The organism is Clostridium sp. DSM 8431 (assembly GCF_900116755.1).
GTDB lineage: Bacteria > Bacillota > Clostridia > Clostridiales > Clostridiaceae > Clostridium.
In genome coordinates this window covers 1-14,967 of sequence record NZ_FPBY01000017.1, presented here as the reverse complement: position 1 = coordinate 14,967, position 14,967 = coordinate 1, and the positions used below count along the sequence as shown (strand labels likewise).

Here is a 14,967-nt window from a genome sequence, read left to right as displayed (position 1 = left end):
AATTAGTCTTAATAATTATTATAAAATATTAAGACTATTTAAGGAAATTTATTGAATAATTACTTTGCTACCTTCAGGTATATTGTCATAGATCCACTTAGAATCTATTTCTCTTAAACGAATGCATCCATGTGAGGCTGGTTTTCCTAAAGTGTAATCTAATATTTTATCTTTAGTTTCATCAAGGGGAAGGGAGTGAAATAAATAATTTCCGTAAAATTGAACCCAGTATTTACCCCCTTGCTTATAAGAATTAGAGAAGAACCACTTACCTTTTGTTTTAACTGTATAAGAGCCAGCAGGTGTTTCTTCTCCTTTAACTCCTGATGAACAGGTAAAGCTTTTTAATAAGTTCCATGAATTTTTAGAACCTTTATAAATATTAGTTCTTTGATTATGAAGATCAACTTGAATTAAGTATTTAGTATTACTTGATAATGAAAGATTATTTATATTAGATAAATTAATTTTTGAATTTATGCTAGTTGAAGAAACTTGAGCCGCATCATCTTTATATGAATAATCTGATTGGTATACTTTAATTTCTTCAATTTTAGAAATAATACTTTCATTATCTCCAATAATATAATTTACACTATCTATTAAATCTAAAGCTTCAGAGTAGCATTCATCATTACAAAGTTCTGTAACTTCAGATAATACTTCTTGAGTTATGTGTTCTTTACATTCTTTAATGTATTCTATGGAGCTAGTGTAATTAATATCCGTAGATTTTATTTTTGAAAATATATTATACGCTTGAATATATTTTTGATATTCAAATAGATGTACAGCATTTTGAAATGAATTATCTGAATTAAAAAATACTTGATTATCTATATCGGTATAATCAGAATAACGTTTAATTTCATTTATTATATTTATTGAAGTTTGTTCATTAAAGCAATTATCTGAATTTGAAGATAGTTTATTTATTTTTTCATTAAAATAGTCTGTTAAATCTTTCTTTAAAAATATACTTTTAAAAGGATTTAAATTTTCATTACTTATTAAAAGTAGATTTGCATCAGAAAAATTATATTCATTAAAACTAGTTTTGAAATCTCTAATTAAATTTTTATAACTGTAAAATTCAAATAAAGCTATATAAAATACTGCTATAAAAAATAATTTTATTAAAGACCAAAAATTAGACTTATGTTTACGATTAGGTTTTGAATAAAAAGTAAGTCCATTATTTTTGACCATATTAATACCTCCTATTAATGCAATATACATATACTATTGCCAAATTTTTAGAATAATAAACAGTTATTGCATTAATTTATATTGAATTCGTTATTATGTAAAGAGTAAAATATAATTAATGAATAGAAAAAAATTAGAAGTCTATAATATAGAAAAATGAAAGAGTGGATTATCCACTTTTATTTTTTTAGGCTAAAGATTGGAGGAGGGTACTTTGAAGATTGTACATACTGGTGATTGGCATATTGGAAAGATTGTAAATGAATTTTCTATGATAGAAGATCAAAAATATGTTTTAAATGATCTTATTAAATTGATAAAAAAAGAGGAGCCAGACGTATTAATTATTGCTGGAGATATATATGATAGGTCTATACCTCCTGTAGAGGCTGTGGAATTATTAAATAATGTGTTTGAAAAAATTCTTAATGAAAGTAATACAAAGATTTTAGCTATAGCAGGAAATCATGATAGTGCTGAAAGATTATCATTTGCAAGTAATATGTTAGAAAAGAGCGGGTTATATATTGTTGGGAATATAAAAGAGGATTTTAAAAAAATCACTATTAATAAAGATAATATTAATTATAATTTTTATTTAATTCCTTATACTGAACCTGCTGTATTAAGAAAAAAATATGAAAATAAAAGTATTAAAGATCATAATGATGCAATGAAGTTTTTAATAGATAAGATAAAGGAAGATTTTGATGAAAGTGCTGTAAATATAGCAGTAGCCCATGGATATGTTACTTTAAACAGAGAAAAAGCTTTAGATTCAGATGACAAAGATAAGTATGAGGTAGCAGAGATAGAGGTTTCAGATTCAGAAAGACCTTTGTCAATTGGAGGAACTGATTTAATTGATGGAAAAGTATTTGAGAATTTTGATTATGTGGCTTTAGGACATCTTCATGGAAGACAGAGAGTAGGCAGGGATAATATTAGATATTCAGGGTCACTTTTAAAATATTCTTTTTCAGAAGTTAATCATAAAAATGGAGTTACTATACTTGAATTTGATGAAAATAAAGAACTTACTGTAAGGCAAGAAGAACTTAAAACTTTAAGAAATATGAGAACAATAAAAGGTCCTATAGATGAACTTATAAAAGTTTCATATGAATGTAAAGAAGAAAATGGAGATTATATTCAAGCTATATTAACAGATGAAGGTGAGCTTATAGATCCTATTGGAAAGCTAAGAGCTGTTTATCCTAATATAATGCTTCTTAGAAAAGAAGAAAGAAATTCTTCAATAGATAGCAATACAGCTGCATCGCAAGGATATAAAAGTAAATCAGAGCTTGAACTTTTTAAAGAATATTATGAACGTCTTGGAGATGGAGAATTTTCAAAGGAAAAAGAAGAAGTATTAAGCAAAGTAATTAAAGAAGTTCTTTCAGGGGGTGAGGAATAATGAGACCAATAAAATTAGTAATGTCAGCCTTTGGACCATATGCAAAGGAAGAAGTTATTGATTTTTCTTTGTTAAACAATAAAAATATATTTTTAATAACAGGACCAACTGGTGCAGGAAAGACTACTATTTTTGATGCAATAAGTTATGCACTTTTTGGGGAGGCAAGTGGAAGTACTAGAGAAAATGAGACTTTAAGAAGTGATTTTGCAGATAAAAATAGACTTACTTATGTTGAATTAGATTTTGAACTTAGAGGAGAAAATTATCATATAAAGAGAATTCCTCAGCAAATGAAACCTAAGGTAAAGGGTGATGGTTTCACTCATCAAGGCTCTGAAGCAGAATTAATTTTATCAAGTGACAAGGTTATAAGTGGAACTAGTAACGTAACTAATAAGATAAATGAGCTTTTAGGAATTAATAAAGAGCAATTTAAACAAATTGTTATGCTTCCACAAGGTGAGTTTAAAAAATTATTACTAGCTGATTCAAAAGAGAGAGAAGTTATTTTTAGAAAAATATTTGGAACATATAATTATGAGAGAATTCAAGCTTTATTAAATGACAAAGCTAGGGATTTAAAAAAGGATTTAGAGAAATCTAGAGACAGAATATTAGTTAATCTAAAAAATATAAAGAGTGAAGAAAAAATAATAGATAATGACAATATAGATTTTGTAAGTGTTGCAAGTAAAATTGAAGAACTTATAAATACTAAAAAGAATGAAGCTAAGAAAATAGATGATGAGTTAGCTAAGATAAAGAAAGAAATAGAGAAACTTCAGGAAGAAAAAATTCAATCAATAAATAATAATAAGCTTTTAGATGATAAGAAAAAAGTTGCTGAACTTATTGAAAAATATAAGAGTAAAGAACTTGAGATTAAAGAAAAAGAAGATATATTATCTAAAACTATGAAGGCAAAAGAAATACTTTTTGTTGAGGAAGAGATGCTTAAACAGCAGAAAAATAAAGAAGTAAAAGAAAAAATTAATTTAGAAGTAGAAAAAAATATAGATTTTTTAGAAAAAGAGTTAGAGAAGGCAAAAAGTAATTTAGAGGTAGAAGAATCTAAGGAAGCAGAAAAAGATAAGTTAGTTGAAGAAGCTAATTCTCTAAGTGATAAGAAACCTAAAATTCTTGAATTTGATAGCAAAAAGAAAAGTATTGAAGAGTTAGAGATAAGAATAAAAGAGGTTAAGACGGCATCTTTAAATGAGCAAAGCAGTTTAGAAAGGTTTAAAGAAGAACAGGGTAAAATTGAAGAAAAACAGCGAGATATAGTTGAATTTGAAAAGAAAAAAATACTTATAGAAAGAGAGATAAGTGAAAAAAAAGTACTTATAGATAACGTTAGAGAATTATATAGAAAATTAAGAGATTATACTGTATCTAAGAATAATCATGATAAACTAAAGAATTTATTTATTAAGCAAGAAAAAACTTATAAAGATAGTAAGATAATTTTTGAGGAAAAACAAGAAATATACATGAAGGAACAGGCTGGAATATTAGCTGATAGTCTTGAAATAGGAATGCCGTGTCCTGTTTGTGGATCTCTTGAACATCCAAGTCCTGCAGTAAGAGTTTCAGATGTACCTTCAGAAGAAGAATTAAAAAAATATCAAGAGCAGTTTGAGGAACATCAAAAAGAATATAATGAACTTTTATTAAAAATTACACAAGTAAAAACTAATATGGATTCACTAATGAATGATGTAATTCAAAAAAGAATATCTGAGCTTAAGGAGAGATTAGGTAATGATACTTATAATGAAGAAACTGAAGGAAAAGTTCTTGAATTAGGAAAAGGTTTAGGAAATGAAATAAACGAACTTAATTACAAATTAGAAAGTTATAAGAAAGAGATTTCTGAAAAAGATTCAGCTTCTAAAAAATTAGAAGAAATTAAGAAAAATATAGTAAACAGTGAAAATAAGATAAAGGAATTAAATGAGTTGTATACAAATGATTATGCAACATTAGTTTCAGATAAGGAAAAGATTAAATCTTTAGAAAAAGAAATTCCTAAAGATATAAAATCAATAGAGGAGTTAGAAGAAAAGATTTCTGTAATTAAAGAAAATATAGACTTATTTAATAAGAAAATTAAACTTGCTAGAGAAAAGGTTAATGAGTTAAATAATAATTTATCTTCTGAAAAAGCTAAAAGTGAAGAAGGAAAAAAACAAATAAAAGAATTAGATGAAGAAATAAATAAGAGTAAGGAAACAGTAAAAAATAAAATTTTAGAAAATAAGTTTAAAAATTATGATGAATATAACGATGTAAAACAATACATTAAAAGCATTGATGAAATTCAACATGAAATATCTGATTTTAAACAAAACTTTAAGTCTTTATTAGATAGAAATGATGAATTAAAGCTAAAAACTAAAGATTTAGAATATACGGATATAGATAACATTGATTTAAGAATTAATGAGAAAAAGAAATATGAATATGAAATTAATGAAAAGTCTAAAGAGCTTTATTCTATAATAACAAACAATATTAATATTTTAAGTGAAGTTAGGGAGATTCATTCAAAAGTTTTAGAGAAAGAAAAGAAGTATAGAGTTGTTGGAGAACTTGCTAATTTAGCTAATGGAAAAAACAGTCCATATATAAGCTTTGAAAGATTTGTTTTAGCATCATATTTTCAAGAAATAATTGATGCAGCAAATTTAAGACTTACTAAAATGACAGGTGAGAGATTCATATTAAAGAGAAAAGAAGATAAGGGAAAAGGAAAGGTACAACAAGGATTAGAATTAGAGGTATATGATAATTATACAGGTAAGTGTAGACATGTAAAAACCTTATCTGGAGGAGAAAGTTTTAAAGCATCATTATCATTAGCTTTAGGACTATCTGATGTTGTTCAGGCAAATGCAGGAGGAATATCGTTAGATACAATTTTTATAGATGAAGGATTTGGGACTTTAGATTCAGAATCCTTGGATAATGCTATAAATTCACTTATAGAATTGCAAAAAGGCGGAAGATTAGTAGGGATAATATCGCATGTCCCAGAATTAAAAGAGAGAATAGAGGCGAAATTAGAGATTAAGGCAACATTAGAGGGAAGTAGTGCTAAATTTAATTTTGATTAGTTAGAAGTTGACTTGAATTATAGAATAATATTTTTTATAAATTATTGCATATAAAACAATAATTTGCAAATTAGGTTGTTTTAAATTTTTACGTGTGTTATTATATTAATATAATATAAGTAAAATTTTGGAAATTATTTTGGGTTCTGATTGAGAAAGGGATAAATATGGAATTAAATGAAAGGTTAGATAACAAGGAAATTGAAAGTTTAAGTAAGACCGAACTTATAAAGATTGTACATGACTTGCAAAGAAAACAAGGTTTGCAAGAAGAATTTTTATTAAACATATCGCATGACTTAAGAAGTCCTATAAATGTAATTTTAAGTGTATTACAGTGTTTAAAATATGAAACTACATCACAATCTAAAAGAATAAGTGATGAGAAGAGAGATGAATATAAAGATATAGTAAGAAGAAATAGCTTAAAGATAGTAAAATTAATTGATAATTTAATTGATGTTTCTAAGCTTGAAAAAAATTATTATTCATTGAATAAATATAATATAGAGGTTATTAATTTAATTGAGAGTACGGTAACATCAATTAAAAAATATGCTGAACAAAAAAATATAAATATGATATTCGATACTAATATTGAAGAATGTATATGTGCAGTTGATCCGGAAGCTATTGATAGAATTATGATGAACTTATTATCTAATGCAATTAAGTTTTCTAATGAGAACGGAAATATATTAGTTAATGTTAATGTGGGCGATAATGATATAACTATATCTGTTAAAGATGATGGTGTTGGAATAAAGAAAGAGGACCAAAAAATAATATTTAATAGATTTATTCAAGCAACTCAAAATGAAAAAAATGAATTTAAAGGCAGCGGTATAGGATTAGATTTAGTAAGTTATTTATGTAAGGCTCATGGAGGAAAGGTAGAATTAGTTAGCGAATATGGAAAGGGATCTAATTTTATAGTTACCATACCAAGAGTGCTATTAAACTTAGATGATAATAACTTTAAGCTTAGAGGAAGAAGTAAAGTAGAACAATTAGAGGTTGAATTTTCAGATATTTATCTATAAATCAAAATAAACTTGATATTAAAATGGCTTTGTGTTAAGATAGATATGTTATGAATGACATGGGGTGTTAGTTAAACGGATATAACATACCGCTACGGACGGTACATTATGGGTTCGATTCCTATACGCCCTGCCATTTAAAATACCTTCAAGGATATTTTTCTTGAAGGTATTTTTTTATATTTTTTTTTCTAATGGGAAATCTAAGAATAGTAAAATGAATGTAGAGGATGTTGTTTAGATGTTATTTGATAAGATTATTAGTCAATATGATGAGCACAATGAAGCATTGCTATTTTTAATAGATAAGTTTCCTATTAATAAAATAATATTTATTATAGATAAAGCACAAGAAAGCAAAATAAAAGAAGATACAATTAAGTTTTCTAAAATATTTAAAAATATAGAGATATCATTTCAGGTAATTGAAGAAAAAAACATAGACATAATAAGAAGTATAATAATGAAATATAAATCAGCAATTATCAATTTAACAGGGGGAAGCAGGATAATTTCTCTTTTACTTTTAGAAATATCTATGGAGTTAAAGATATACAGCATATATATAGATTTTTTAAATAAAAGGAGATATGTGTTTAAAGATAATTGTAGGGTTATTGAGAGTAGCTTAAAAGATATTTCTATGGAAGAGGTATTCTATTTATCTGGATCAGATATAGTAAAAGAATCTACTTCTTTGTGTGAAAATAAAAAAATAATAGATATGAGTAGAGCTATACTATCTAATTTATCTTTATGGCATAAGTATAAGCAGAAGCTTTATGATAACTCTGTTTTTAAGCATAATTGTAAGGATATTTATAATATAGATGTTAATATAAATAGGCTAAATAGTGGGGAAAAAGAAGCTTTTCAAAAGTTACTTAAGTACTTAAAAAAAATAAATAGCATAGAAGAAGTAAAGAAGGAAAATTCTTTATCTATATTATTTAAAGATAATTATTTAAAAAGTTTTTTATTTAAAAGTGGTACATGGCTTGAAGTAATAACTTATTTATCTGTAAAAAATATTAAAGAAGTTGATGAAGTTAGGTGTGGAGTATTATTTTCATGGGGAATAAATGTACAGAATGTGAAAAATGAAATTGATGTTATTGCTATAAAAGACTCTGTATTAATTTGTATATCATGTAAAGATAGTGATAAGTATGACGAAAATGCATTAAATGAACTTAGTATATATAGTGAAAGATTAGGCAGAAAAGATTCTTTAAAAATATTAGTGGCAGCTAAAAAGCCAGAAAAAATTACTATTGTTGAGAGAGCTAAAGAAATGAATATTCATTTAGTAGTATTAGAAGATAATAATATTAATTATTTAGAAAAGAAGTTAAGACAAATAGTTAATGAAAATATAAAATAAAAAAGCAGAAAATTTCTGCTTTTTTATTTACGATGTCCTATAGTTTCACCACATTGTACTTTACATTCAAAGCCAAGAGAACTTTGCTTTAATATATCTTCATCTATTTCGATTGTATCTTTTTTAAAGAATAGGATTGTAGTAGATCCACCAAATTTAAAGTATCCTTTTTCAGCACCTTTTTCTACTCTTATATCAGGAGTATAACTTTGAATTATAGTACCAACACAAGTAGCACCAACTTCTACATGAATTACATCTCCAAAATTATCAGATTTAAATATAGACCATTCACGTTTGTTTTGACAATATAGCTTTGGAACTCTTTCTAATGCAATAGGATTAACTGAATAGTAGTTACCATTTATAAAATTAGTTTTCTTTGGAATCCCTGAATCAATAAAATGGAACCTATGATAATCTGTTGGACATAATCTAAGAACTAAACATATGCCACCTTCATATTCTTTTGCAACCTCAGCATCTCCTAAAAGTTCTGATAAGCTATAATGTATTGATTTTACTTGAACAAGATTATCCATAGAAATATTATCATAAGCAAATAAACGACCATCTCCAGGAGAAATTAGTATGTCAGAATTTTTATCTACTGGTCTTGCACCATCTTTTAATTCTCTAGTAAAGAAGTCATTAAATGAATTAAAGTCAGAAGCTTTTTTAACTGCAATGTTCATATCAATATCAAAATCATTTATAAATGAATTAATTTTTCTTGAGCTAAATTTTGTATCACAATACTTTCCATAAAGGCGTGAAAAGAGTTTTTTCTTAATAAAAAGTTCTGTAAAGCTCTTACCTATTGGAGATTCATAGCACCATTTTAAATAGCTATCCCCAGCTACCTTTTCTACTTCATAAGTTTTTTCTTTTCTATTATAAACTTTTATCATATTTACCTCACAAATTAAGAAATATATATTATCAATTTTAAGATAATATTAATTGAAAGTCTACAATTTTAAATTTATTGTAGCTGTAACATTGTAATTAATTTGGTTTAAAGTATAAATGTTGCTTTTGGATTAGAATAAATAGAAATGAAAGGTAATAAACTCCAGAAAAATATGAATTTTTTTAATAATATGTTAAACTATAATTGGTAAGAGTTATATATTAAAAGAGTGAAAAAATATTTTATTTCATGAAATTAGGGGGTACCAAGGCAATGAAAAGCGTTATTATTAATGGCGAGTCATATCAAGTAGAGGATGGAAGCACAATCCTTGAAGCTGCTAGAGGAAATAACATAGATATTGCTACTTTATGTTATTTGAAAGAATGCGGTAACGTTGGTAAATGTGGAGTATGTGCAGTAGAAGTTGAAGGTAAAAATAATCTATCTTTGGCTTGTTTAACAAAAGTAGAAGATGGAATGGTCATAAGAACTGATACTGAAAAGGTTAAAGAGAGAGTTAAAACTAGAATTTCTACAATACTTAATAAACATGAATTTAAATGTGGAGCTTGTACAAGAAGAGAAAATTGTGAATTATTAAAGCTTGTAATAAAGTCAAAAGGAAAGGCAGCAACTCCCTTTCTTCCAAAGGATAAAAGTGAGTATGTTGATGAAAGAAGCAAATCAATAACTATAGATAGAACTAAATGTGTTTTATGTGGAAGATGTCAGGCTTCATGTATGACCAAAACAGGAACTGGTTCTATAAAGTTAGCTAATGTTGATGGCAAAAGAATAGTTACTACAACAGAACAAAAATGTTTTGATGATACTAATTGCTTGCTTTGTGGACAATGTGTTGCAGCATGTCCTGTTGGTGCATTAAATGAAAAGAGCCATATTGATAGAGTTAAGGAAGCTTTAGCTAATCCAGATAAACATGTAATCGTTGCAATAGCTCCAGCTATAAGAACTGCCATTGGTGAATTATTTAAGATGGGATATGGACAAGATGTTACAGGAAAGCTATATGCAGCATTAAGACAATTAGGTTTCAATAAAATATTTGATATTAATTTTGGTGCAGATGTAACAATAATGGAGGAAGCTACTGAACTTATAGATAGAATTAAGAATAATGGACCTTTCCCAATGTTTACTTCATGCTGTCCAGGATGGGTACGACAAGTTGAAAATTATTATCCAGAATTATTAGATAATATATCATCAGCTAAGTCACCACAACAAATTTTTGGAACAATAACAAAAACATATTATCCTCATATTTCAGATATAGATCCTTCAAATATTTTTACAGTTACAATAATGCCTTGTACTGCTAAAAAGTTTGAAGCGGATAGAGAAGAAATGGAGATTAATGGACTAAGACAAATAGATGCAGTTTTAACTACAAGAGAATTGGCTAAGCTTATAAAAGATTCAAAGATTCAATTTGCTAAGCTTGAAGATGAAGAAGCTGATCCTGCAATGGGAGAATATACTGGAGCTGGTGTTATCTTTGGAGCAACAGGTGGAGTTATGGAAGCAGCTATAAGAAGTGCTAAGGAATTTGTTGAAAAGAAAGAGTTAAATAAACTTGATTATACAGAAGTTAGAGGATTAGAAGGTATTAAGGAAGCTACTATTAAGATTGGAGATAATGATATTAATGTGGCTGTAATAAATGGAGCTAAGAATTTAACTAAGTTTATGGAAAGTGGGATGATGAAGGAAAAGCAATATCATTTCATAGAAGTAATGGCATGCCCAGGTGGATGTGTTAATGGAGGTGGACAACCTCACGTTAATAATTTAGATATTGAAAAGGTTAATATTAAAACTGTAAGAGCTTCAGTTTTATATAACCAAGATAAGAATGCAAAAATTAGAAAGTCCCATGAAAATCCAGCTGTAAAGAAAATGTACGATGTATATATGGGTGAACCTGGTCATGGAAAAGCTCATGAATATTTACACATAAAATATAGAAAGTAAAAAAATTAAGCTGTATCAAAAGATACAGCTTAATTTTTTATTATTTATTGTTTTTACTAAATTCTAAGTATTCATCGAAAGTCATAGTTCTATCAACGATAGATCCATCATCTTTAATATCGATGATTCTGTTAGCTATAGTTTGAACAAATTGGTGGTCGTGAGAAGCAAAAATTATATTGCTGTTAAAGTCTCTTAAACCATTGTTTACAGCTGTAATAGACTCTAGGTCAAGGTGGTTAGTTGGTTGATCTAGCATTAATACATTTGCATTAGAAAGCATCATTTTAGATAACATACATCTAACCTTTTCTCCTCCTGATAATACGCTAGCTTCTTTTAAAGCTTCTTCTCCAGAGAATAACATTCTACCTAAGAATCCTCTTATGTAGCTTTCTGATTTTTCATCAGAGTATTGTCTTAACCAGTCTACTAATGAAAGGTGACAATCATTGAAGTATTCAGAGTTATCGTTAGGGAAGTAAGAAGTAGTAATTGTTACACCCCACTTGAATTCTCCTTCGTCTGGTTCCATTTCACCAGCTAATATTTTGAATAATGTAGTAACAGCTATTTCGTTACCGATTAAAGCTATTTTATCGTTCTTATTAACTAAGAAATCTACATTATCTAATACTTTAACACCATCAATTGTCTTTGAAAGACCCTTAACAGTTAATATATCATTTCCAACTTCTCTTTCAGGTTTGAATCCAACGAATGGATATCTTCTGCTTGATGGCTCGATATCATCTAAAGTAATTTTATCTAATAACTTCTTACGAGATGTTGCTTGTTTAGATTTAGAAGCATTAGCACTAAATCTAGCAATAAAGTCTTGAAGTTCTTTAATTTTTTCTTCTTTTTTCTTATTTTGATCTTTTGACATTTGTAAAGCTAATTGGCTTGATTCATACCAGAAATCATAGTTACCAACATATAATTTAATCTTTCCAAAGTCAACATCAGCCATTTGAGTACAAACTGTATTTAAGAAGTGTCTATCGTGGGATACAACTATTACAGTTCCTTCAAAGTTAAGTAAGAAATCTTCTAACCAGTTAACTGATTGTAAATCTAAGTGGTTTGTAGGTTCGTCAAGAACAAGGATTCCTGGATTACCAAATAATGCTTGAGCTAAAAGAACCTTAACTTTTTCAGCACCAGTAAGTTCTGAAACTTTTTTGTAGTGAGCATCAGTTCCTATTCCTAAACCTTGTAATAATGATGATACTTCAGATTCAGCTTCCCATCCATTAAGGTCAGCAAATTCACCTTCTAATTCAGAAGCTCTTATACCATCTTCATCAGAGAAGTCAGGTTTTGCATATAGAGCATCTTTTTCTTTCATTATTTGATATAATCTTTCATTACCCATGATTACAGTTTCAAGAACTTCGAAATCATCGTATTGATAGTGATCCTGCTTTAAAACTGACATTCTTGTGTTTGGAGCGATTGAAACTTCTCCTGTATTAGGTTCAACTTCCCCAGATAATATCTTTAAAAATGTACTCTTACCAGCACCGTTAGCACCAATTACACCATAGCAGTTACCAGCAGTAAATTTTAAATTTACGTCTTCAAATAGTTTACGTCCGCCATATCTTAAACTAACATTTGATACAGTTATCAATCATTTCTACCTCATTTCATTTATTATTTATTTCGTTATTATAACATATAAAGTCTACTTTAAGAACTAGAATAGTATTTAAAAAGGTTATATTATTAGTATATTTGTAAAATTAATCAGTAAAATGGGAAATTTGATATAAATCAAGTTATAATAAATATATAAAGTTATTATAGAAGGTGATTAATATGCAAAAAACTAATGCAATGAGATTTTTGGATAAAAATAAAATTTCATATAAAACATATGAATATGAATGTAAAGACGGAAAAATTGATGGATTAGCAGTAGCAGAAAAGCTTGGACAAAATCCAGAAATGGTTTTTAAAACATTGGTTACACAAGGACATTCTAAAGAATTTTATGTTTTTGTTTTACCAGTAGCAGAAGAATTAGACTTAAAGAAAGCTGCAAAGGCAGCAAAAGAAAAAAAGGTAGAAATGATTCATGTAAAGGACATTAATAAATATACTGGTTACATAAGAGGTGGGTGTTCACCTTTAGCTATGAAAAAGTCATTTAAAACATTCTTCCATGAAAGTGCTAAGAACTTTGATTCTATAATTTTTAGTGGAGGAAAAATAGGTTCACAAATTGAAGCTAATGCTGAAGATGTTGTTAAGGCAATTAATGCAGAGTTTGAAAATATAATAGTAGAAAAATAAAAGCTAGGCAGAATAATGGAGGTTATTCTGTCTAGCTTTTTAAATTTCATTAAGGAGATAATAAGTAATCTCTTTAATGAAAAGCAGGCTATTATTGTAATACATAACAAAATACACATAAGTAATGACATAGAGAACCTAGCATAATGAAAATATGAAAAATTTCATGAGTACCAAAAAGTCCAATTTTAATTTTGTCTTTCTTAAGTGCATAGATTACTCCACCAATAGTGTATAATACTCCACCAAATAGAAGTAAAAATATACCTGTTGGTTCTAAAACTTTTGATAAAGGATAAATTGCAAAGACAGCAAACCATCCTATAACTATATAAATTGTACTACTTACCCAACGAGGACATGTGACCCAGCATATTTTAAATACAATACCAATTAAGCCACAAGCCACTACAATGGTAAATAGAGTGTGTCCGATTGAATTTTGTAATGCTATTAAACATAGAGGTGCATAGGAACCTGCTATTAATACAAAAATCATAGAGTGATCTATTTTCTTTAGTATTTTAATAACTGAATTTTTTCCGATAACCGAGTGATATGTTGCAGAAGCACTATAAAGTAAAATCATACTTATACCAAAGCTTAATATTGCTATATAGTCAATTAAGGTACCATTAACAACAGAAACTTTTACTAATAAGGCAATTAAACCAATTAAAGAAAGTACAGCTCCAATTAAATGAGTTAATCCATTTACAGGTTCACGTAAATATTTAAACATATATACACCTCCATAAAACATCATATAGTTTTAAAAACTACTTCTTAATATATTATGATTATCATATTTGGTGATAGAAAAGTCAACATTTATTTAAGGGGAAAATTTACAGTAAAAACAGGTTTCTACTATGATTTTCTTGAAATATCTCCTGCATACTATTAATATTATATATGAGCAAAACAAAAAGTAGTTTTAATAACTAGATATAGAGGTGTCTTTATGAAGAAAGAAGATGTATTAGATTTAATTAGTGGTTTAAAGATAGACAATAAAATTGAAGTTAAGGATATTCCAGATTTAGATTTATATATGGATCAAGTAATTCAGCTATTTGAGGCTAAATTATCTGATTTAAAAAGAAATGATGATGATAAGGTATTAACAAAAACTATGATAAATAATTATGCAAAGGCAAAGTTATTTATGGCAGTAAAAAATAAAAAATATACTAAAGAACATTTAATGCTAATGAGCTTAATATATGAATTTAAAGGAACATTATCAATTAGCGATATAAAAACTATATTAAAACCAATAGTTGAAAAATATGAAAGTGAAGATGGCTATGATTTAAGAGATTTATATATTAGATATCTTGAAGTGAAAAAAGAAGATGGTAATGAATTTAAAGAATTTTATAATAAAGAAGTAAATGAAATTATAAATGAAGAAGTTAAATATGAAGATAAATTTTTATTGATTTCATCTATGATTTCAATGAGTAACATGTATAGAAGAATGGCAGAAAAGTTAATAGATGAACTTTTAGGAGAGGAGAATGAGAAATGAAAAATTTAAGTGATTTAAAAAAGCAGTTATATAGTATTGATGGAAA

11 protein-coding genes and 1 tRNA gene are annotated in these 14,967 nt (G+C 27.2%); 8 read left to right on the top strand and 4 right to left on the bottom strand.

What is annotated here, in order from left to right:
* Positions 1-48: 48 nt before the first annotated feature.
* A complete protein-coding gene (locus tag BM384_RS03025) occupies positions 49-1,209 on the bottom strand; it encodes a L,D-transpeptidase (RefSeq protein WP_090010938.1) in 1,161 nt (386 codons plus the stop codon).
* 214 nt (positions 1,210-1,423) lie between these two features.
* Between BM384_RS03025 and BM384_RS03020 the strand changes: the two genes are divergently transcribed.
* From BM384_RS03020 to BM384_RS03000, 5 genes are all read left to right on the top strand, one after another.
* On the top strand, positions 1,424-2,629 hold the full coding sequence (locus tag BM384_RS03020) for an exonuclease SbcCD subunit D (RefSeq protein WP_090010936.1): 1,206 nt from the start codon (positions 1,424-1,426) through the stop codon (positions 2,627-2,629).
* Positions 2,629-5,748 (top strand): AAA family ATPase, encoded by a 3,120-nt coding sequence (locus tag BM384_RS03015; RefSeq protein ID WP_090010934.1) that lies wholly within the window; start codon positions 2,629-2,631, stop codon positions 5,746-5,748. Before BM384_RS03020 ends, BM384_RS03015 begins: the two co-directional genes overlap by 1 nt.
* A gap of 167 nt (positions 5,749-5,915) precedes the next feature.
* Positions 5,916-6,791, top strand: coding sequence for a sensor histidine kinase (locus tag BM384_RS03010; protein ID WP_090010932.1), 876 nt, complete (start codon positions 5,916-5,918; stop codon positions 6,789-6,791).
* A gap of 61 nt (positions 6,792-6,852) precedes the next feature.
* Positions 6,853-6,927: transfer RNA gene (locus tag BM384_RS03005), tRNA-Arg, on the top strand.
* A 105-nt stretch (positions 6,928-7,032) separates the two neighbouring features.
* Positions 7,033-8,175 carry a Card1-like endonuclease domain-containing protein gene (locus BM384_RS03000; protein WP_090010930.1) on the top strand — a complete coding sequence of 381 codons (1,143 nt, stop codon included), beginning with the start codon at positions 7,033-7,035 and terminating at the stop codon, positions 8,173-8,175.
* 23 nt (positions 8,176-8,198) lie between these two features.
* On the opposite strand, the gene BM384_RS02995 is transcribed toward BM384_RS03000, so the two are convergent.
* Positions 8,199-9,086 (bottom strand): phosphatidylserine decarboxylase, encoded by an 888-nt coding sequence (locus tag BM384_RS02995; protein ID WP_090010929.1) that lies wholly within the window; start codon positions 9,084-9,086, stop codon positions 8,199-8,201.
* Positions 9,087-9,361: 275 nt separating this feature from the next.
* On the opposite strand from BM384_RS02995, the gene BM384_RS02990 reads away from it, so the two are divergent.
* Complete coding sequence (locus BM384_RS02990; RefSeq protein WP_090010927.1) at positions 9,362-11,086, top strand: ferredoxin hydrogenase; 1,725 nt, start codon at positions 9,362-9,364, stop codon at positions 11,084-11,086.
* A 40-nt stretch (positions 11,087-11,126) separates the two neighbouring features.
* Here BM384_RS02990 and BM384_RS02985 read toward each other — a convergent pair whose 3' ends face one another.
* A complete protein-coding gene (locus BM384_RS02985; RefSeq protein ID WP_090010925.1) occupies positions 11,127-12,722 on the bottom strand; it encodes an ABC-F family ATP-binding cassette domain-containing protein in 1,596 nt (531 codons plus the stop codon).
* Positions 12,723-12,910: 188 nt separating this feature from the next.
* On the opposite strand from BM384_RS02985, the gene ybaK reads away from it, so the two are divergent.
* Entirely contained in the window at positions 12,911-13,387 is a 477-nt protein-coding gene (ybaK, locus tag BM384_RS02980; protein WP_175537262.1) for a Cys-tRNA(Pro) deacylase, read from the top strand.
* 91 nt (positions 13,388-13,478) lie between these two features.
* Here ybaK and BM384_RS02975 read toward each other — a convergent pair whose 3' ends face one another.
* Positions 13,479-14,129, bottom strand: coding sequence for a PAQR family membrane homeostasis protein TrhA (locus BM384_RS02975; RefSeq protein ID WP_090010923.1), 651 nt, complete (start codon positions 14,127-14,129; stop codon positions 13,479-13,481).
* Positions 14,130-14,351: 222 nt separating this feature from the next.
* On the opposite strand from BM384_RS02975, the gene BM384_RS02970 reads away from it, so the two are divergent.
* Positions 14,352-14,921, top strand: a complete 570-nt coding sequence (locus BM384_RS02970) for a DUF1836 domain-containing protein (RefSeq protein ID WP_090010921.1) — start codon at positions 14,352-14,354, stop codon at positions 14,919-14,921.
* The last annotated feature ends 46 nt before the right edge of the window (positions 14,922-14,967 follow it).

What these genes read in the sequence shown, in the direction of transcription:
- BM384_RS03025 (WP_090010938.1), bottom strand. Translation starts at nt 1,209, where the DNA reads ATGGTCAAAAATAATGGACTTACTTTTTATTCAAAACCTAATCGTAAA.
- BM384_RS03015 (WP_090010934.1), top strand. Translation starts at nt 2,629, where the DNA reads ATGAGACCAATAAAATTAGTAATGTCAGCCTTTGGACCATATGCAAAG.
- BM384_RS03010 (WP_090010932.1), top strand. Translation starts at nt 5,916, where the DNA reads ATGGAATTAAATGAAAGGTTAGATAACAAGGAAATTGAAAGTTTAAGT.
- BM384_RS03000 (WP_090010930.1), top strand. Translation starts at nt 7,033, where the DNA reads ATGTTATTTGATAAGATTATTAGTCAATATGATGAGCACAATGAAGCA.
- BM384_RS02995 (WP_090010929.1), bottom strand. Translation starts at nt 9,086, where the DNA reads ATGATAAAAGTTTATAATAGAAAAGAAAAAACTTATGAAGTAGAAAAG.
- BM384_RS02990 (WP_090010927.1), top strand. Translation starts at nt 9,362, where the DNA reads ATGAAAAGCGTTATTATTAATGGCGAGTCATATCAAGTAGAGGATGGA.
- ybaK (WP_175537262.1), top strand. Translation starts at nt 12,911, where the DNA reads ATGCAAAAAACTAATGCAATGAGATTTTTGGATAAAAATAAAATTTCA.
- BM384_RS02975 (WP_090010923.1), bottom strand. Translation starts at nt 14,129, where the DNA reads ATGTTTAAATATTTACGTGAACCTGTAAATGGATTAACTCATTTAATT.
- BM384_RS02970 (WP_090010921.1), top strand. Translation starts at nt 14,352, where the DNA reads ATGAAGAAAGAAGATGTATTAGATTTAATTAGTGGTTTAAAGATAGAC.